We start from the raw sequence: 18,190 nt of genomic DNA on the forward strand, positions 1-18,190 counted from the left end.
GACAAGGACGGACCCTGTCAGCTCGGGAGCACGAGGTCCGCCCTTGCCGCCGAAACCACCTTAAAGTTGGGGCATGTCCACTGCAGAGCTCGTTGAGTCCATTCGTTCCGCGTTACGTTCGGCGGGAGACGCCGATCGGGCAAGGGGCGCCCAGGCGTACATGAAGTCCGAGATGCCTTCCCACGGCGTCAGGGTGCCCGAGGTGCGAAGGATTGTTAAAGCTGCGGCGAAGGCGTTTCCCCCGTCGTCGCCCGAAGAGTTGCGCAACGCCGTCATGACACTGTGGCGCGAGGCCGATGCACGGGAGGAGCGCTACGCAGCCATCGATCTCACCGGCCTGCGGATGGTCAGGGACGATCTGCTGATGATGCCGGTCTACGAGGAAATCATCCGAACTGGTTCCTGGTGGGACCTCGTGGACGGCGTGTCGCACCGTATCTGCGTGCTTCTTTCAGCCCACAGGGACGCGATGACCCCGGTGTTGCTCGATTGGGCCGTAGATGGTGACATGTGGATCCGCCGGGCGGCCATCACTGCCCAGCTCGGTGCGAAATCAGCAACGGACACAGCCTTGCTGGCCCGGGTGATCACAGCCAACCTGGCGGACAAGGAATTCTTCATCCGTAAGGCCATCGGCTGGGCATTGCGGGAGTACAGCAAGACTGATCCTGAATGGGTTAAGGCCTTTGTGGAAGAAAACGCAGGGGCACTCAGCCCGTTATCCTCCCGCGAGGCAACCCGCTTGCTGCTTAGATGATGGGACGCAGCCCTGGTTCGTCACGCTTGCGGAACAGGCTCTTGGTCTTGGGGTCCACGAAGATCAGGTACACGGCAAAGAGGAGCGCGATGATCGCAGCGGCATTCCTGGCCAGTGTGAGTGCGAGGCCAAGGTCTTCGCTCTGCAGGTACGGGAAGACGTCCAATTGGTCGGAGATGGCATAGACCATGAAGAACGACACGATGAAGTAGACGGCCTTGACCTGCCAGTCGTTGCGGATGCCCGTCACGGCAAAGAGTGGAATCAACCACACCACGTACCAGGACTGGATCATCGGCGCCAGGATCACGATGGCGGCGAACGCAAGGGTCAGCCGCCGCATCAGGCGGTCGTAGTCGCCGCGGAAGATCTGCCAAGCGACAGCCCCGACCATAAGGACCTTGCCGGCGTCGTAAACCCATTTGGCCATGCCCCAGCCGTCCAAGCCAAAGACATTGAAAATTGAGGCCACAACGAGGCCGATCAATCCCACGGGCGCGTACCAGATCCAGATGCTGCCGGGAGCGGAAAGGCCGTTGATCCAGCCGAAACCGAAACCGTTGACCAGGCTCAGCGCGTACAGCAATCCGAAGCTGAGGCCGGCAGTGAGGAACCAGTAAAGGAACTTCCGGGGCCAGGATGCGCCCTTGCCCGCCCACAGGAGGCCAATGAACGGCAGGAAAACAATGGTGATGGGCTTGACTGATATCGACAAAGTGACCAGAACGATGCCAAGGATGACGCGGCGGGTAGCGCAGTAGTAGAGGCCTGCCAGGGCCAGCCCGATCATCAATGCGTCGTTGTGGACGCTGGCGATGAAGTTTGTGAGGAAGAGCGGGTTTGCGGCGGTCAGCCACAGCGCCCTGTGGGGATTAACGCCATGAAGCTCGGCCAGCTTGGGCACATAGATGATGCAGAGGACGATCCCCACCAGGGCCACCAGCCGGAACAGCATGATGCTGGCTTCCGGTTGGACGTTGGTAACCCAGACAACGAACTGTTCAATCCACAGGAACAGCTGCCCGTACGGAACCGGCGCTTCGGTCCACATCTTGTCCGCACCCAGCTGGAAATAGTTGGGCAGCGCTGAGATGCCGTTCTTGTACGGATTCATCCCTTCGACCATCAACCGGCCCTGGCCGATGTATGCGTAAACGTCCCGGCTGAAAAGCGGAACCGTAAACATCATGGGCAGGCCCCAAGCGACAACGGCCTGCAGGGTTGCTTTGCGGGCTTCCAGGCCCCACACCCGGACGCGTTGTCCCAGGCGGAGCCAGGCCCGGACGAGCAACATGCCGCCGATGGCCAGCAGAACGATGGAAATGGCGACACCCGCGCCCTCGGTCCGCATCCAGATAAACAGCGGCAACCGCCGCAGTTCGGACACCGGAGCCAGCCATCCCACACCCAAGGAGCCGATCACCATGAACATCGAACCGATGAAACCGGCAATCAGAGGCGAACGTGCGTTATCGACCTCGCTGGCTGCAGCAGCATCCGCCGCCGGCGCTGCTGTCCCTGCCTTCTGGGCGGCGGGTACGGGCACCGTCATGTAGTCGTCATCCAATCGTTCACCCGGTGAATACGGGTCAAAGGTTCTGCGTCTTCGGGGCTTCAGCAGCAGGAAGAAAACGACACTGCCGCGCTCAAAAATCGTACCATCGGAGCACTTGGAACCGCCTGAAGGATAGGCTAGGCGCGTGCCTATTACTAATGAACGAATCGTCTGGATCGACTGCGAAATGACCGGACTGGACCTCAAGAACGACGCCCTGATCGAGGTGGCCGCGCTGGTGACGGATTCCGAGCTCAACATCCTGGGTGACGGAGTCGACGTCGTGATCAAGCCGGACGATGCCGCGCTGGAACAAATGAATGATTTTGTGCGGGACATGCACACCCGTTCCAAGCTCCTGGACGAGCTCCCGTTTGGGAAGACCATGGCCGAGGCCGAAGCGCAGGTGCTGGAATACATCGAGAAGTGGGTTCCGGATCCCCGCAAGGCCCCCTTGGGCGGAAACTCCGTAGGAACGGACCGCATGTTCCTGGCCAGGGACATGCCGAACATTGTCGAGCACCTGCACTACCGCGTTATTGATGTCAGCACCATCAAGGAACTGTCCCGGCGCTGGTTCCCGCGCGCTTACTTCCAGTCACCTGCCAAGCACGGTGGCCACCGCGCACTGGGTGACATCAAGGACTCCATTGACGAACTCCGCTACTACCGCGAGGCCGTCTTTGTTGCCGCGCCAGGACCCGACACAGCCACCGCCCAGCGCATTTCCAAGGACATCATGGCCAGCGCCGAAACCCTGGGATCCAGCGAAACGGTGTGATCTGCGCCATTTTTGAAGGTTTTTTCGCCAAAACCGGCAAAAGTGGACTTTGCACCCCAAAACAGCAGGTAAGCTATTTGTCGTTGCCTTCGAGGAAAGCCGGTCATACGGACTGAACGAAAAAGGCACATGGTGGGCTTAGCTCAGTTGGCAGAGCGCCTGGTTGTGGTCCAGGAGGTCGCGGGTTCAACCCCCGTAGCTCACCCCACCGAGATTGGCTTAAGAGCCGGTTTCCACAAAGGCCGCACCGGTTATCCGGTGCGGCCTTTGCTTTTAACCCGGTTCCGGAACGCCCCGGACCATAGCGATCAACAAAGGAAGAACTGACATGACGGTCCTGCCAGTCACTATCTGGGGCGAACCTGTTTTGCACCGCCGGGCAAGCGAAGTAGAAGTCTTTGACGACGAACTCCGCACCTTGATCGCTGACATGTTCGAGACGAACGATGCCGCGAACGGCGTGGGCCTGGCTGCTCCACAGGTGGGCGTAGGCAAACGCATCTTCGTCTACAAGTACGAGAACGACGACGACGTCCCGACGCAAGGCGTACTGGTCAACCCGGTGCTGACCCTCTCCAAGGTGTCGGGCGCACTTCCGGATCCTGACGAAGACGTGGAAGGTTGCTTGTCCTTCCCCGGCGAGTACTACCCGTTGCAGCGCGCCGAATGGGCGCGGGTCCAAGGCTTCGATGGCGATGGCAAGCCCGTGGAATTCGAGGCAACCGGTTGGTTTGCCCGGATAATCCAGCATGAGTTCGATCATCTCGATGGCAAGCTCTACGTGAACCGCTTGATGGACCGATACTCCAAAAAAGCGATGAAGCAGGCCAAGAAGAACGGCTGGGGCGTGCCTGGCCTGACCTGGATGCCCGGCGTCGACCCGGACCCCTTCGGGCACTAGGGCATGGCGACCGGGTCCCATTCCGAGCTGTTCAGGCTCCTGGACATCAGCTCCGAGGACGCGCACGATTGCGCCGAACTGCTGGCCACGCCTCCGGACTCGGAAGTGGTCCAAGCACTGGACGCCTTGAAAGCGCGGCTTGGCAGCTTTCCGCGGGACGGGATCACGGACGGGAACGCATCGGAAGCGAGCTGGATCGAAGCCCTGCTTCGCTTCGCCCCGTCGGTTCACGCCTACCACCTGGAGCTGGGCATCAGCCCTGTGGTGTCTGCGGCGTCCCTGGCAGATGTTGGCCTGCAGTTGCGGATTAACCGACGGGTCCATGGGCGTTTCGGACTCGACACCTGGGGTTGGCTAACGCTCCACATGGCCGGCAATCTGTTTCGGCTTGGCAGGCTGCAGTTCCATCTGGTTCCAGCCGATGTTTCCGTTTCTGCCTCAGGATGGGCGTTGGGCGTACACATTCCTGAGGACGGCGGCCTCTCCCCCGCCCTGGTGGATGAAAGTTTCGCGGAAGCCCGTTCCTTCTTCCCCCGACACTTTCCCGACAAGCCGGCTGCCGTCGCCACCTGCGATTCATGGATGTTGGATCCGTATCTTTCTGAGCGGCTCCCGAACAGCAACATCGCGTCCTTTGCCCGACGCTTCACCCTGGACGGTTGCACGGACGCGCAGTCAGATGCCGTGTACTTCACTTTCCGGCAGCGTGGACTCCAGGACTTGGAGAAACTCCCCCGGGATACGTCACTTCAGCGCGTGGTCCTTGAGAGGATCGACGACGGCGGCACCTGGCAGCTCGGGCACGGTCACCTGGAACTGTAGATCGTCTGCTGTTCGGGGCATGAGGACAAGACGCCCTTCATCGCATCCTTCTCTGCCTGGGTAACCCAAAGGCGGTACGCGGTTTTCACGGAGATCTGCCGCGCAACGTAGTGGCAGCGGAAGTTCTTGTTTGCCGGCAGCCAGGTCGCGGCGTCGCCCGCTCCCTTTTTGACGTTGGCCGGGCCATCAGCTGCGATCAAGTTCAGGGGGTCGTTGGCGAGGGTTTGCCTCTGCTGGGCCGTGAGCTGCTGGGCCCCCTTCTGCCAGGCGTCGGCCAGGGCCACGACGTGATCGATTTGCACCGCAGAGCTGGTTTCCTGCCCCCTTGAAAACGATACTTGCCGTCCTGTGTAGGGTTCATTCAAGGTTCCGGATGCCACTTTGCAGGTGGAACCTTCCGTGAACTGCACCGCTGTCATGTCACGGCGCAGGATGTCGTTCCTGGTGTCGCAGCCGTTCCGATCCGCGTCGGCCCATGCTTGCCCGAATGCCGCCCTGTCATAGTCGGCTTTAGGCGCCCGGCCTTTGACCTGCAAGTGCTCCAAGGCATCAACGGCCTTTTCTGCAGCTACAGGAGCCGCGCCGCGCACCGGCTTCATCCACCCCGGGTTGTAGACAGGGGCTTCGCTGGGCCCGGACTGCGGCGGCTGTGCGACCTCGAACTGGCCGGCGGTGAAGAACCAGGCGAGCCCGGCGACGATGGTAACTGCCACCAGGGCCAGGACCGCCCATGCTTGGCGTGACCGGCGGCGGGCGCGCCTGTAGGCGGACCAGGTGATACTCAAGGGACTCCATCCATTGGGGCAGGCAGTGTCCTACGAGCGTAAGACAAGGCCCCGACAGTCAGAGTCGATATCCACAGTGTGTAGGAGAAGTCACACAGCGAATACGCGTAAAGCCTTCAGGGTTTACTGCTCGCGCATGACGCGCTGCAGGTCCTCTGTAGCTAGCGCCAGAAGCCCGCGCAGTTGTTCCACGCGCTCGTCGGTGACGTCTCCGGCAGCATTGGCAGCTACGGCTTGGTCCAGGAGCTTCTGGGCTTGCTTGTGGTTGGCCTTGGCGACGTCCAAGGCGTGTTCCAGAGTGGTCTCATGTTCGATCGTTGATTCGTTGTCCATGAGTCCCATTCTGGTCAGGTTTCCCGGCCGATTCCAGTGACCCGGCCGGGAAACCCCTGATTACTGATTGCGCCTACGCGTCAGCAGTTTCCAGTACGGCGATCGGAGCGATGACGTCCCGGGCGGGGAACGACGGCGGGTTCACACCGGCCATTTCCTCCATCACGCGGACAACCTGGCAGGAGTAACCGAACTCGTTGTCGTACCAGACGTAGAGAACGAGGTTCTTGTCGTTGGAGATCGTGGCAAGGCCGTCCACGATGCCGGCCCGACGGGAACCAACGAAGTCCGTGGAGACAACATCAGGGGAATCAATGTAGTCGATCTGCTTGCGGAGATCCGAGTGAAGGGACATTTCGCGGAGGAAGTCGTTGACTTCGTCCCGCGTGGTGCCGTTCTCCAGGTTGAGGTTCAGGATGGCCATGGACACGTCAGGGGTGGGTACGCGGATGGCGTTGCCCGTGAGCTTTCCCTGCAGTTCGGGAAGCGCCTTGGCCACAGCCTTTGCAGCACCGGTCTCCGTGATCACCATGTTCAGTGCAGCGGAGCGCCCGCGACGGTCACCCTTGTGGAAGTTGTCGATGAGGTTCTGGTCGTTGGTGAACGAGTGGACCGTTTCGACGTGGCCGTGGATGATGCCGAATTTGTCGTTGATGGCCTTCAGCACCGGGGTGATCGCGTTCGTGGTGCAGGATGCCGCGGTGACGATCTTGTCGTCGTCGGTGATGTCGCGGTGGTTGATGCCGTGAACAATGTTCTTGAGGTCGCCCTTGCCCGGCGCCGTGAGCAGGACGCGGGCAACACCCTTGCTCTGCAGGTGCTGGGAGAGGCCTTCGGCGTCGCGCCACCGACCGGTGTTGTCGACAACCAAGGCGTCCTTGATGCCGTATGCGGTGTAATCGACTGTCGCGGGGTTGTCCGAGTAGATGACCTGGACCTGGACGCCGTTGGCCGTGATGGTGTTTGCTTCTTCATCCACGCGGATGGTGCCTTCGAAGGAACCGTGGACGGAGTCGCGGCGCAGCAGGCTGGCTCGCTTGACGAGGTCGTTGTCGGCACCCTTGCGGACCACGATGGCGCGCAGGCGGAGGCCGTGGCCGCCACCGGCCTTTTCGATCAGGATGCGTGCCAGCAGACGGCCGATGCGCCCGAAGCCGTAAAGAACGACATCGGTGCTGGTCCGGTCGTCAGCGCCGCGCTTGCCAACAATCTCGGCGAGCTCGGAGCGCAAGTACTCGTCCAGGGAGGCGCCGTTGCCTTCTGCCCGGTACTTCTCGGTCAAACGTGCAATATCAATGGCTGCGGCGCCCAGCTCCAGCTCGGAAAGGGCGTTCAGCAGGGGTGCGGTTTCTTCGAGCAGGAGCTCGTGGTTGCTCATCCGGCGTGCAAAGCGGTGGGCCTTGAGGATGTTCATGGTGGACTTGTTGATCAAGCTCCGGCCGTGGATGCTGGTGACCACGTTGTTTTCCCGGTACAACCGGCCGATCACCGGAATCATGGCCTCGGCGAGAGCCTCCCGGCCCATCCACTTATCAAGACAAGAATCTGACGTCTGGCTCACAGAACTACCTTCCTTGGGTCAACCACATACGTCCTCGTATGCAGATGGCAGCGGCCGCCCGGAGTAGTCCTGCGGCACATGCGCCGGCGGGCTTCGGTCCACCCACAGCGCCTTGAACGAGAGCAAAGAAAATCCGCCGGCTGCGAACGCAGTCCCGGCGGCAGAACCTCTACGTTCAGTAACCATTCTAAGGCGGAAGGAGGGGGCATGGCCGTCCCGGAGGCGTGAAATCACTCACACGCCCGCGATCCGGGGAGTCATAAATGGATGGGTTGACCGATACGCCGGGTTCTGTACTCCCCCTCGTTACCGAAAAGGGAGTGGCGGCCATCCATCTACGAACGCCGTTGCCGACGCCCTCCAGCAGCCTACCCGGACACTCGGGCGAGCAGCCCTCGAACGTGTCCTGTCTGGCCTTGCTCCGGGTGGGGTTTACCTAGCCTCCCCGGTCACCCAGGGAGCTGGTGGTCTCTTACACCACCGTTTCACCCTTACCTGCAGCAACCGGTGCAACACCGGAAACGCAGGCGGTCTGTTCTCTGTGGCACTGGCCTGCGGGTTACCCCGAGTGGGCGTTACCCACCACCCTGCTCTGTGGAGCCCGGACGTTCCTCGAGCCACTTTCGTGACGCGCGGCCGCCTGGTCAACCCATCCACGGACCAGTCTACCGGCGTTGGGGGCCACCAAAATCCGACGGTAATATCGACTGGTGCTGATTCTGCTGCCGCCGTCCGAAGGCAAGACCCCCGCCGTCAAAGGCCCCGCCATCGACTGGGAGTCCTTGAGCTTTCCGGAACTGAATCCCTGCCGGGCCAAGGTCCTCGAAGCACTGGGAACGGTAAGCGCGCACGAGGACGCCCTGGCGCTGCTGGGCGTCGGCGCCTCCCTGCGTGACGACGTCGAACGCAATACCCGCCTGCACGCCGAACCTGCAGCCCCGGCGCACCAGGTGTATTCGGGAGTCCTTTATGACGCGCTGGGCTACAAGAGCATGACTCCCGCACAACGACGCAAGGCCAGCGAGTCCATCCTCGTAGTCTCCGCGCTGTGGGGCGCCATCGGTTTTGGCGACCACGTGCCCGCCTACCGGTTGTCGATGGGAACAGCACTGCCCGACGTCGGACGCCTCGCCTCATACTGGAAGCCGCAACTTGCCGCCGCCCTACGCCAGCGGGCTGAAGGTGAACTACTGGTGGACTGCCGCTCCAGCACCTACGCCGCGGCCTGGGCTCCCCCGGCGGAACAGACGGTCACCGTCAATGTCTTCAACGAGGCCAACGGCAAGCGAACGGTCGTGAGCCACTTCGCCAAGCACACACGGGGTGAACTGGCACGGCACTTGCTGACGAGGCGCGGCAAGGCGCCGGCAACACCGCAGCAGCTCCTGAAAGCCGCAAGCGAAATCTGGACCGCCGAACTGGTGGAAGGCAGCGCCCGCAAGCCGCACGCGCTGAACATCATCCTGTCCAGCTAAGAGCCTTTCCGGGTCAGTTCCACTCCGCAGAACGGACCAGGATAACGCCCGAGTCCGGGCAAAAGACGATGTCGTCGTCAGCCGCGGCTTTGACCTCGGCAAGGTCTCCGGGGCTAAGCATCATCCCGGAACCTTCGGATTTACCGTGGAACAGCCGGGCAGCGCCGACTCCCCTCTTGGCAATGGTTTTTTCGTAAACCGCCAGCATTCCGGCGTCCAGAGCTTCGGCGAAAGCTGCCCGCTGTCCTCGAACCACCGTTTCTTCAGCCGCGATCTCCGCTATGGCCTCATCCAGCTCAGCCCGGATGCTGCCAAAGGAGCCCTGGATGTCATCAACGATGGCTTGCTGGGCGGCTTGGCGTTCGCGAAGCTTATCCAGCCGTTCCAGAATTTCAAGCTCAACGTCTTCAAGGTCCGAACGGCGCTTGGCGAGAGAGGCAATATCGTTCTGCAGCGCTACCAGGTCCTTGGACAGTCCGGTTCCGCTGTTAAGCCTGGTTTCGTCGCGCTCGATTCGCGAGGCGACCTGTTCGACGTCCGCTTCCGCGCGGCGCAGTTCTGCCTCGGCGTCGTGGACGGCGACCTTGGCGGCCCCCAGTTCACCGTTGGCCACGCTGAGGGCGTCCGTCAGGTCAGTGATGCGGGGGTCGTTTTCCAGCACTTTCCGGCGGCCGGCCAACGACTTGAGCTTGGCATCGAGCCCCTGCAGTTCAAGCAATTTCAATTGTTCTGCCGGTGCTGCTTTCGCCACGCTTACCTCCGCTTGTCGCCGCCGGCCTGGAGATCAGGTCCGGCTCTTCCCTAGACTCTAGTCGCCGCCGGGAGTCAGTATGAAGTCCCAGGGGTCGCTGTTGGTACTGCTGACGCGGATATCGACGTCGTAGCCTTGGTCCGAGAGCACATTGCCCAAGGCGTCGGCGGCGGCAGGGAGCCACAACCATTCGCTGGCAAAGTGCGACACGTCAATCAGGTAGGGCCGCCCGTTGGTGGCTCCTTCGCGCGCTTCCGATGCCGGATGGTGCCGCATGTCCGCTGTGACGTAGACGTCGGCGTGGTTGGCCCGGACGGCGTCGAACAAGCTGTCGCCCGCACCACCGCAAACGGCGACCCGCCGCACCAGCCCGTCCTTGTCGCCAGCCACCCTCACTCCACCGGCAACCGCAGGGAGCATTTCAAAAACCCGGGCCGCGAAGTCACCCAGGGTTTCCAGCTCCGGAAGGTCACCCACCCTCCCGATGCCTTCTTCCGGCAATCCGTTCGATGCCGGAGTCAAGGGCGAGACATTCTCCAATCCAAAAGCGTCAGCCAGGACATCCGAGACCCCGCCAACGGCTGAGTCACCATTTGTATGCACAGTGAGCAGACCGGTGCCGGCCTCAATAAGCCGGTGGACGGCGAGCCCTTTTGCCGAGGTCGCCGCCACCGAGTTCACGCCCTTGAGCAGCAAGGGATGGTGCGTAATGAGAAGCTCAGCGCCCCATTCAATGGCCTCGTCGATGACGGCCAAAGTTGGGTCCACGGCAAAGAGCACCTTGGTCACCGGCACCGTGGGCCGCCCCACCACGAGGCCAACCTCGTCCCAATCCTCGGCGAGGGACTCCGGCCATAGTTCTTCGACAGCCAGCAACACCTGGCCCAGAGTAGGCTCCGCGCTGGCCCCCATGGTTTGCTCGTCTTCCATTTCGTCGCCTTCGACGGAATCCGCATCAGAAATGCCAGTGTTTACTGCTTCCATATTCCTATTCTTCACTACCGGGCGGGTTCGGGCAGTCCCAGCGCGTCCACCACCTGCCAAGGGCCGTAATTCTCCCGTAAGGTGAAGCGGGAATCATCAGGCCTTCCCGACCATTGAAGAGAACATGAAAACTTTCGTACTTGGCGGCGGCTGCTTCTGGTGCCTGGATGCTGTCTACCAGAAGACCCGCGGCGTCAGCTCGGTTGTATCCGGCTACACGGGCGGCCATGTCCGCAATCCTGATTACTACGAGGTCTGCTCGGGAACCACGGGCCACGCGGAAGTCGTGGCGGTGACATTCGATGAAACCGTTGTCCCCGAAGAAGTCATCCTCGACATGTTCTTCGCCCTCCACGACCCCACCACGCTGAACAGGCAGGGCTACGACGTCGGGACCCAGTACCGGTCCTCGATGTTCTACACCACCACGGAAGAAAAGGTGCTGTTCGAGGAAGCGATCGAGCGCGCACAGGCCTTGTGGTCCGATCCGATTGTGACTGAAGTGGTCCCCCTTCCGGACTTCTACGAAGCCGAGGAAGTCCACCAGAACTACTATGCAAAGTTTCCGTACCAGGGATACTGCCAAGTGATCATTAACCCCAAGTTGGCAAAGGCCAGGAAATATTACTCTGCGTGGCTTACTGCTTAGCAGGGTTTCGATCCGGCTGGTTAGGCTGACCTCAGCATTCCCTCTTCAGAGATAGGCGTAAATTTTCATGGCAAGGATCTACGACGACGTCACGCAGCTGGTAGGCCGCACTCCGCTGGTTCGTTTGAACCGGTTGACTGAAGGCCTCGACGCCCAGGTTGCAGTCAAGCTTGAGTTCTACAACCCGGCCAACAGCGTCAAGGACCGCATCGGCGTGGCCATCATTGATGCCGCAGAAAAGTCGGGCGCCTTGAAGCCAGGCGGAACGATCGTTGAGGGTACCTCCGGCAACACAGGAATCGCCCTCGCCCTCGTGGGCGCAGCACGCGGTTACAAGGTCATCCTGACCATGCCGGAGACCATGTCCACTGAACGTCGGGTCATGCTGCGCGCCTACGGTGCCGAGATCGTCTTGACGCCCGGGTCCGAAGGCATGCGCGGCGCGGTCGAAAAAGCCCAGGAGATCGTGGCCAACACGGAGAACTCCATTTGGGCGCAGCAGTTCGCCAACGAGGCCAACCCTGCGATCCACCGCGCCACCACGGCCGAGGAAGTCTGGGAAGACACCGACGGCGAAGTAGACATCTTCGTTGCAGGCATTGGAACCGGCGGCACCATCACCGGTGTGGGCCAGGTCCTCAAGGAGCGCAAGCCCGGCGTCCAGATTGTCGCCGTCGAACCCAAGGATTCAGCAATCCTCAACGGCGGAGCTCCCGGTCCCCACAAGATCCAGGGAATCGGCGCCAACTTCGTCCCCGAAATCCTCGACACCAATGTCTACGACGAAGTCCTGGACGCAACGCTTGAAGACTCCGTCCGCGTCGCCCGTGAACTTGGCGCCCGTGAAGGCATCCTTGGCGGCATCTCCTCCGGTGCGATCGTCTGGGGCGCCCTGGAGCTGGCCAAGCGTCCCGAGAACGCCGGCAAGCTGATCGTGGCTGTCGTTTGCGACTTCGGTGAGCGCTACATCTCCACCGTGCTGTTCGATGACATTCGCGGCTAACAGAACGCCCGCGCACCTTCATTTCCTGTAGAAAGGTCTTTGTGAGCTTCTTCGCAAGACTTAAGGAAGATCTCGACGCCGCCCGGTCACACGACCCGGCGGCGCGAGGTTCTTTCGAGAACTTTTTCGCATACTCCGGATTGCATGCCATCTGGGCCCACCGCGTCACGCACAAGCTCTGGCAAAACCCGGCGCTTCGATTTCCTGCGCGCCTGATTTCGCAGCTCGCGAGGTTCCTGACCGGCATCGAAATCCATCCCGGCGCCACGATTGGCCGCAGGTTCTTCATCGACCACGGCATGGGTGTCGTCATCGGAGAGACGTCCGAGATTGGTGATGACGTGATGATCTACCACGGCGTTACACTCGGCGGCCGTTCACTTGCCAAGGTCAAGCGCCACCCCACCATTGGCGACCGCGTCACCATTGGTGCCGGCGCCAAGGTACTCGGTCCAATCACCATTGGAGCGGACAGTGCAGTCGGCGCGAATGCCGTTGTGGTCAAGGACGCTCCACCGGAGTCGATCATCACCGGCATCCCAGCCACGTGGCGTCACCGTGATGCGAGGTCTGAAACCAAGCCGGCAGTGGATCCGGCCGAGTACTACATCGAATACCGGATCTAGCCGGCCAGTCTTTTGTAGAAGTTCAGGAATACGGCGTCAAAAGCGCGGTCCGGAAGAATCCTGCGCATGGCCAGAACGCCCCACGCACCCCTGCCCACCGGGTAACGGGTTCGGGGGCGTTTTGCCGTTGCGGCCCGGACAATGGTCTTTGCCACCACGCTTGCGGGAGTGGACAGTACGTGGCCTGCCCCCGACGTTGACGCCAGGGCTGCGGCCACAACATGCGCCTGGTCGGCGTAGGGACCCTGACCTGAGGTTGCGAGCAGACCCTCGCCGGCTATGGTGCCCCATTCGGTGTCCGTTCCGGAAGGCTCGACAATGACGACGTCGATCCCATGGGGTTTCAGTTCCAGGCGCAGCGAATCACTGATTCCCTCGACGGCGAACTTGGTGCCGTGGTACCAGGCGCCCAGCGGCTCGTAGATCTTGCCGCCGATGGAGGTGACATTGATGATCCGCCCTGTCCCAGCCGCGCGCATTCCGGGGATAACCAACTGGGTCATCCTCGCAAGCCCCATGACGTTGACGTCGAACTGCCGCCTCCCCTCAGCCAGGGGCACTTCCTCCAGGGATCCGTAGGACCCATAACCCGCGTTGTTGACCAGGACATCGACATGGCCGTGGGAGGACTCCACCAGTGCCACCGCTGAAGCCATCGATGCCTCGGACGTCACGTCAAGCGGCATCACCGTTATGCCATGGCGCGTCAGTGGCTCCATCTTGTTCACGCGGCGCGCACCCGCATAAACGGTGAACCCCGCGGATGCCAGGGCAACAGCCGTTTCGAATCCAATACCGGTGGAGGCGCCGGTGACAAGTGCGATGCGGGCTGTCATGGATCATCCTTCGTGGTGGCCGGGCATGTGAACGGGACCTCCGTACGGCAAAGGCCGGTTCCTCCCAGCGTAATAGGAAGGAACCGGCCTTGTGCGCGGTGGTGTTACTTGGCCACGGGCTTTTGCTAGTGGGTGTCGACCGCCGAGATTTCAGACTTGTCTTCGCCCCACAGCGTGTGGAACGTGCCCTCGGTGTCCACGCGGCCGTAGGTGTGGGCGCCGAAGAGGTCGCGCTGGCCCTGGATCAGGGCAGCGGCAACACGCTTGCGGCGGAGGCCATCGTAGTACGCCAGGGAAGATGAGAAGACAGGTACCGGGATGCCCAGCTGCACGGCGGTTGCCACAACGCGGCGCCAAGCCGGAAGTGCCTCGGCAATGGCCTTGGTGAAGGCCGGTGCGAACAGCAGGTTGGCGGGCTTCTCGTCGGCAGCATAGGCCTTGGTGATGTCCTTGAGCAGCTCCGCGCGGATGATGCAGCCGGCGCGCCAGAGGGAAGCGATCTCGTCCAGCTTGAGGTCCCAGCCGTACTCCTTGGCAGCGGAGGTCAGCATGTCCAGTCCCTGGGCGTAGGAGACGAGCTTGGAGGCGTAGAGTGCCTGGCGGACGTCCTCGACGAAGGTCTCGGGAATTTCCACGGAAGCTTCTTCGCCGGCCAGCAGCTCCTGGCCCAGCTTGCGCTGCTCGGTCTGGGAGGACAGGGCGCGGGCGAAAACCGACTCGGCGATGCCGGAGACCGGTGATCCGAGTTCCAGGGCGGAGATGACCGTCCAGCGGCCGGTGCCCTTCTGGCCTGCGGCGTCAACGACTACGTCAACAAACGGCTTGCCCGTCTTGGCATCTACGTGCCCCAGGACCTCGGCGGAGATTTCGATCAGGAAGGAGGACAGATCCCCCTTGTTCCACTCTGCGAAGATCTTGGACTGCTCAGCCGGCTCAATGCCTGCACCCGAGCGAAGGAGGTCGAAGGCTTCACCAATGACCTGCATGTCGGCGTATTCGATGCCGTTGTGGACCATTTTGACGAAGTGGCCGGCGCCGTCGGTACCGATCCAGGCGCAGCAGGGTTCGCCGTCGACCTTGGCGGAGATTTTCTCCAGCAACGGGCCCAGGGCGTCATAGGACTCACGTGAACCGCCGGGCATGATGGAAGGTCCGTTCAGCGCGCCTTCTTCGCCGCCGGATACACCGACACCTACGAAGTGGAGGTCCTTCTTGGCCAGTGCGGCTTCGCGGCGGCGGGTGTCCTCGTAGTGCGAGTTGCCGGCATCAATGATGATGTCGCCGGCCTCGAGCAACGGTTCGAGCTGCTCGATGACGTTGTCAACAGGAGCGCCTGCCTTGACCATGATGAGGACTCGGCGGGGCTTTTCGAGGGAGTCGACGAGTTCCTGCAGCGTTTCCGTTCGGATGAAGTCGCCTTCCGTGCCGTGCTTTTCGAGCAGGGCGTCAGTCTTTTCCACGGAGCGGTTGTGGAGAGCCACGGTGAAGCCGTTGCGTGCGAGGTTGCGGGCCAGGTTGGCGCCCATCACCGCAAGGCCGGTGACACCGATGTGTGCTGACATCAAAACTCCAATTCGTTCGTGTACAAACAGTCCCGACGTGCCCGTAGGGGGCATGCAGGAAGCGATTTCAAAACCAGGGGCTGTAATAAACCATACGTATTTAAACGGTGGACGGGAAAGCGGCGCCCACGTTGTGGAAGCTGCCGCGTCATAAACAGTCTATGATGCCCAGCCTCCATAAAGGCGGCACGGAATCCCTTCACGGGCCCGGATACCCGCGCAGCCGCCCACCCGCGCCAGTATGCTTGCCTCTATGTCAACCAGCCTTCACCACCGCGCCGTTGAGCATTTGGGAACCCGGATCGTGGGTGGCGCCCTTCCCACCGGACATGTGATGCTGGCTGAGCATTTGGAAGACGAACTCAATGTTTCCCGTTCCGTGGTGCGTGAAGCCGTCCGTGTCCTCCAATCGCTCGGGCTCGTGGAAACGATCAAGCGGGTGGGCATCCGCGTACTGCCCGCCCATCGCTGGAATCCCTTCGATCCCTTGGTCATTCGTTGGCGGCTCGCCGGCGATGGCCGCGGCGCGCAGCTGCGGTCGCTCGCGGAGTTGCGCTCCGCCGTCGAGCCCGTAGCCGCCGAACTTGCCGCAGGCAACGCACCGGAAAGCCTCCGGCAGGAGCTGGTGGGCATCTCCCTCGCCATGAAGGAGGCGGGCGACGCCGGGGATATGGCAAAATTCCTTGACCTCGACATCCGCTTCCACGCGCTCGTGTTGTCAGGATCCGGTAATGAAATGTTCGCCAACCTGATCGGCCAGGTCACCGAAACCCTTACCGGCCGGACAGTCCATGGCCTCATGCCCGAGCATCCGCAAAAGGAAGCACTCCAATGGCATATGGACGTGGCCCACGCCATTGACGCCGGAAATGGTTCCGTTGCGCGCGACGCCGCCGCCAAGATCATGCGCCAGACGATCGCGGAGCTGGCACCCAGCTGGGATGACCAGCCCCGCGTCTTCGTCCCGGTCTCAAAGAACTAGCTATTTCCGGAAGTCCAGCAGGACTTTGCCGGATTCGGCGGAATTCTTCGCGACCTCGAAAGCCTCCAGGCCGTGGGCGAGATCGAATTCGTGGGTCACCACGGGGTCTACAAACAGGGAGCCGTCAGCCAAGGCCGCGATGACGTCGTCGATCTCGTCGTTGAACCGGAACGAGCCCAGCAGCTCCAACTCGCGCGTGATCGCAAGGGAAATGAACACCGGCTGCGGTCCGGAGGGCAAAAGCCCCACCATCACCACTTTGCCGCCGCGTGTGGCACCTTTGATGGCCGACGCCAGGCCGTAGTGGCTCCCCGAGGATTCAATGACGACGTCGGCGTCAACCGCCGCGATCGCATCCGCCTCGTCACCCTTGAGGACGGCGTCAGCGCCCACGGACAGGGCGATCTCCAACGGCCTGTCATGCATGTCGACGGCGACAATCCGGGCGGCGCCGGCCCGCTTCAGTACCGCCACTGCGAGCGCACCAATCGGACCGCTGCCGATCACCAGTGCCGTCTTTCCCTTGACATCGCTGGCACGGGAGACTGCGTGCCAGGCCACGCTGGCCGGTTCCACCAACGCCGCCGTGCGGAGGTCCAGGCTTTCCGGCAGCGGGCGGAGCATTCTGGAGGGCAGGTTGGCGTAGCGGCTGAATGCGCCATCTGTATGGGGATACCGCGCCGCACTCCCCAGGTAGGTGCAGCCCGGGGAAAGGTTGGGCCGGTCCTCGGGGTATCTGACGTCGCCGGGCGCAGGCGTTGCCGGGTGGACGGCCACGGGCGTTCCGGCAGCCGGGCCGGTGCCGTCGGCTGCTTGCTGGATGACCACGCCGACGATTTCATGCCCCAGGACCATGGGCTCCTTGAGGATGGATTCTCCGGCTGCACCGTGCAGCCAGTAATGGAGGTCCGAACCGCAAATGCCACCGTAGGCGATCTCCACGATGGATTCGTCCGCGGCCGGTGCGGTCAGGGGGATGTCTTCGATGCGAAGATCGCCCTTGCCGTGGGCCACTACTGCAGGGCCGGAGGTTGGAAGACGGACGCCCATCAGACCACCACCGTCATTCCGCCGTCAACGAAGATCGTCTGGCCGTTCACGAAGTTGGATGCCTGGGATGCGAGCCACACTGTGGGGCCGGCAAGGTCGGCCGTGGTGCCCCACCTGTTGGCCGGAGTGCGCCCCAGTATCCAGGAGTTGAAGTCGGCGTCATCCACCAGGTTCTGGGTCATTTCCGTGTGGATGTACCCGGGCGCAATTCCGTTGATCTGCAAGCCGGAGGCAGCCCATTCAGCCGTCATGGCACGGGTCAGGTTGCGCAGCCCGCCTTTGGCGGCAACGTAGGGCGCAATGGTGGGGCGCGCGAGGTCGGTCTGGACGGAGCAAATGTTGATGATCTTGCCTTGTCCACGCGGGATCATGTGCCTCGCGGCTTCCCTGCCCACCAGGAAGGCGCTGGTGAGGTCCGTGGTGATGACGCGGTCCCAGTCCTTGACGTCGAGGTCCAGCATGGGGACCCGGTGCTGGATCCCGGCGTTGTTCACCAGGATGCCCAGGGGCCCAACATTCTCTTCAATCCAGGCCACCCCCGCAGCAGCGGAGCCTGCGTCGGTCACGTCGAAAGCCCGGCTGTGGACCCTTCCTTCGGGGTATTCGGCGGCCATCGCTTGATGGGCTGCTTCAAGCCGTTCAGGGTTGATGCCGTTCAGGACTACCGTTGCGCCGGCATCCGCGAGGCCCCGTGCAAGGGCGTTGCCTATCCCCCGGCTGGAACCGGTGACCAGGGCCACCTGCCCGGTGAGATCGAAAAGTGTACTCATGGTGTGT

General features: G+C 62.1%; 19 protein-coding genes, 1 tRNA gene and 1 other RNA gene. 10 read left to right on the forward strand and 11 right to left on the reverse strand.

Features of this window, described 5'->3' with window-relative positions; genetic code table 11:
• Positions 1-73 precede the first annotated feature (73 nt).
• The gene (locus tag AB0N72_RS03810; protein ID WP_363931701.1) at positions 74-757 is read left to right on the forward strand and encodes a DNA alkylation repair protein; all 684 of its coding nucleotides are present in this window, start codon (positions 74-76) and stop codon (positions 755-757) included.
• On the opposite strand, the gene mptB is transcribed toward AB0N72_RS03810, so the two are convergent.
• Positions 750-2,309 (reverse strand): polyprenol phosphomannose-dependent alpha 1,6 mannosyltransferase MptB, encoded by a 1,560-nt coding sequence (mptB, locus tag AB0N72_RS03815; protein ID WP_363931700.1) that lies wholly within the window; start codon positions 2,307-2,309, stop codon positions 750-752. The two genes, AB0N72_RS03810 and mptB, sit on opposite strands and share 8 nt — an antisense overlap.
• Before the next feature lie 148 nt (positions 2,310-2,457).
• Here mptB and orn point away from each other — a divergent pair, with 148 nt between their 5' ends.
• The 4 genes from orn (at position 2,458) to AB0N72_RS03835 (ending at position 4,816) form a co-directional block, all read left to right on the forward strand.
• Positions 2,458-3,093 (forward strand): oligoribonuclease, encoded by a 636-nt coding sequence (gene orn, locus AB0N72_RS03820; protein WP_363931699.1) that lies wholly within the window; start codon positions 2,458-2,460, stop codon positions 3,091-3,093.
• 132 nt (positions 3,094-3,225) lie between these two features.
• Positions 3,226-3,301, forward strand: a tRNA-His gene (locus tag AB0N72_RS03825).
• 120 nt (positions 3,302-3,421) lie between these two features.
• The gene (def, locus tag AB0N72_RS03830) at positions 3,422-3,994 is read left to right on the forward strand and encodes a peptide deformylase (RefSeq protein ID WP_363931698.1); all 573 of its coding nucleotides are present in this window, start codon (positions 3,422-3,424) and stop codon (positions 3,992-3,994) included.
• Between the two features lie 3 nt (positions 3,995-3,997).
• A complete protein-coding gene (locus AB0N72_RS03835) occupies positions 3,998-4,816 on the forward strand; it encodes an acyltransferase domain-containing protein (protein ID WP_363931696.1) in 819 nt (272 codons plus the stop codon).
• Here the strand turns inward: AB0N72_RS03835 and AB0N72_RS03840 are convergent.
• The 4 genes from AB0N72_RS03840 to rnpB all read right to left on the reverse strand — a co-directional run bounded on the left by AB0N72_RS03840 (position 4,801) and on the right by rnpB (position 8,147).
• On the reverse strand, positions 4,801-5,601 hold the full coding sequence (locus tag AB0N72_RS03840) for an HNH endonuclease family protein (protein ID WP_363931694.1): 801 nt from the start codon (positions 5,599-5,601) through the stop codon (positions 4,801-4,803). The genes AB0N72_RS03835 and AB0N72_RS03840 overlap by 16 nt on opposite strands.
• Positions 5,602-5,724: 123 nt before the next feature.
• Entirely contained in the window at positions 5,725-5,934 is a 210-nt protein-coding gene (locus tag AB0N72_RS03845) for a hypothetical protein (protein ID WP_363931693.1), read from the reverse strand.
• Between the two features lie 73 nt (positions 5,935-6,007).
• Positions 6,008-7,495 carry a glyceraldehyde-3-phosphate dehydrogenase gene (locus AB0N72_RS03850; protein WP_363931691.1) on the reverse strand — a complete coding sequence of 496 codons (1,488 nt, stop codon included), beginning with the start codon at positions 7,493-7,495 and terminating at the stop codon, positions 6,008-6,010.
• A gap of 264 nt (positions 7,496-7,759) precedes the next feature.
• Positions 7,760-8,147: RNase P RNA component class A (gene rnpB, locus AB0N72_RS03855), an RNA gene on the reverse strand.
• Positions 8,148-8,205: 58 nt separating this feature from the next.
• Here rnpB and AB0N72_RS03860 point away from each other — a divergent pair.
• Positions 8,206-8,970: a peroxide stress protein YaaA gene (locus tag AB0N72_RS03860; protein ID WP_363931689.1), complete on the forward strand. Its 765-nt coding sequence runs from the start codon at positions 8,206-8,208 to the stop codon at positions 8,968-8,970.
• A gap of 13 nt (positions 8,971-8,983) precedes the next feature.
• Here AB0N72_RS03860 and AB0N72_RS03865 read toward each other — a convergent pair whose 3' ends face one another.
• Together AB0N72_RS03865 and AB0N72_RS03870 are read right to left on the reverse strand one after the other, a co-directional pair.
• Positions 8,984-9,721, reverse strand: coding sequence for a C4-type zinc ribbon domain-containing protein (locus AB0N72_RS03865; protein WP_363931687.1), 738 nt, complete (start codon positions 9,719-9,721; stop codon positions 8,984-8,986).
• Positions 9,722-9,778: 57 nt separating this feature from the next.
• Positions 9,779-10,705 (reverse strand): Nif3-like dinuclear metal center hexameric protein, encoded by a 927-nt coding sequence (locus AB0N72_RS03870; RefSeq protein WP_363931685.1) that lies wholly within the window; start codon positions 10,703-10,705, stop codon positions 9,779-9,781.
• A 124-nt stretch (positions 10,706-10,829) separates the two neighbouring features.
• Between AB0N72_RS03870 and msrA the strand changes: the two genes are divergently transcribed.
• From msrA to epsC, 3 genes are all read left to right on the forward strand, one after another.
• Positions 10,830-11,354, forward strand: a complete 525-nt coding sequence (gene msrA / locus AB0N72_RS03875; protein ID WP_018777861.1) for a peptide-methionine (S)-S-oxide reductase MsrA — start codon at positions 10,830-10,832, stop codon at positions 11,352-11,354.
• A 67-nt stretch (positions 11,355-11,421) separates the two neighbouring features.
• Entirely contained in the window at positions 11,422-12,357 is a 936-nt protein-coding gene (gene cysK, locus AB0N72_RS03880) for a cysteine synthase A (RefSeq protein WP_363931682.1), read from the forward strand.
• A 41-nt stretch (positions 12,358-12,398) separates the two neighbouring features.
• Positions 12,399-12,983, forward strand: a complete 585-nt coding sequence (gene epsC / locus AB0N72_RS03885) for a serine O-acetyltransferase EpsC (protein WP_144659071.1) — start codon at positions 12,399-12,401, stop codon at positions 12,981-12,983.
• Here epsC and AB0N72_RS03890 read toward each other — a convergent pair.
• A complete protein-coding gene (locus tag AB0N72_RS03890; RefSeq protein ID WP_363931681.1) occupies positions 12,980-13,819 on the reverse strand; it encodes an oxidoreductase in 840 nt (279 codons plus the stop codon). The two genes, epsC and AB0N72_RS03890, sit on opposite strands and share 4 nt — an antisense overlap.
• Before the next feature lie 125 nt (positions 13,820-13,944).
• Positions 13,945-15,381 carry an NADP-dependent phosphogluconate dehydrogenase gene (gndA, locus tag AB0N72_RS03895; protein ID WP_018777865.1) on the reverse strand — a complete coding sequence of 479 codons (1,437 nt, stop codon included), beginning with the start codon at positions 15,379-15,381 and terminating at the stop codon, positions 13,945-13,947.
• 253 nt (positions 15,382-15,634) lie between these two features.
• On the opposite strand from gndA, the gene AB0N72_RS03900 reads away from it, so the two are divergent.
• Complete coding sequence (locus AB0N72_RS03900) at positions 15,635-16,363, forward strand: FCD domain-containing protein (protein ID WP_363931680.1); 729 nt, start codon at positions 15,635-15,637, stop codon at positions 16,361-16,363.
• Here AB0N72_RS03900 and AB0N72_RS03905 read toward each other — a convergent pair whose 3' ends face one another.
• Together AB0N72_RS03905 and AB0N72_RS03910 are read right to left on the reverse strand one after the other, a co-directional pair.
• Positions 16,364-17,413, reverse strand: a complete 1,050-nt coding sequence (locus AB0N72_RS03905) for an L-idonate 5-dehydrogenase (RefSeq protein ID WP_363931678.1) — start codon at positions 17,411-17,413, stop codon at positions 16,364-16,366.
• Complete coding sequence (locus AB0N72_RS03910; RefSeq protein WP_363931676.1) at positions 17,413-18,183, reverse strand: SDR family oxidoreductase; 771 nt, start codon at positions 18,181-18,183, stop codon at positions 17,413-17,415. The genes AB0N72_RS03905 and AB0N72_RS03910 overlap by 1 nt, the downstream gene beginning before the upstream one ends.
• Positions 18,184-18,190 lie beyond the last annotated feature (7 nt).

The sequence above is a fragment of the Paenarthrobacter sp. NPDC089307 genome (assembly GCF_040685055.1).
Lineage (GTDB): Bacteria > Actinomycetota > Actinomycetes > Actinomycetales > Micrococcaceae > Arthrobacter.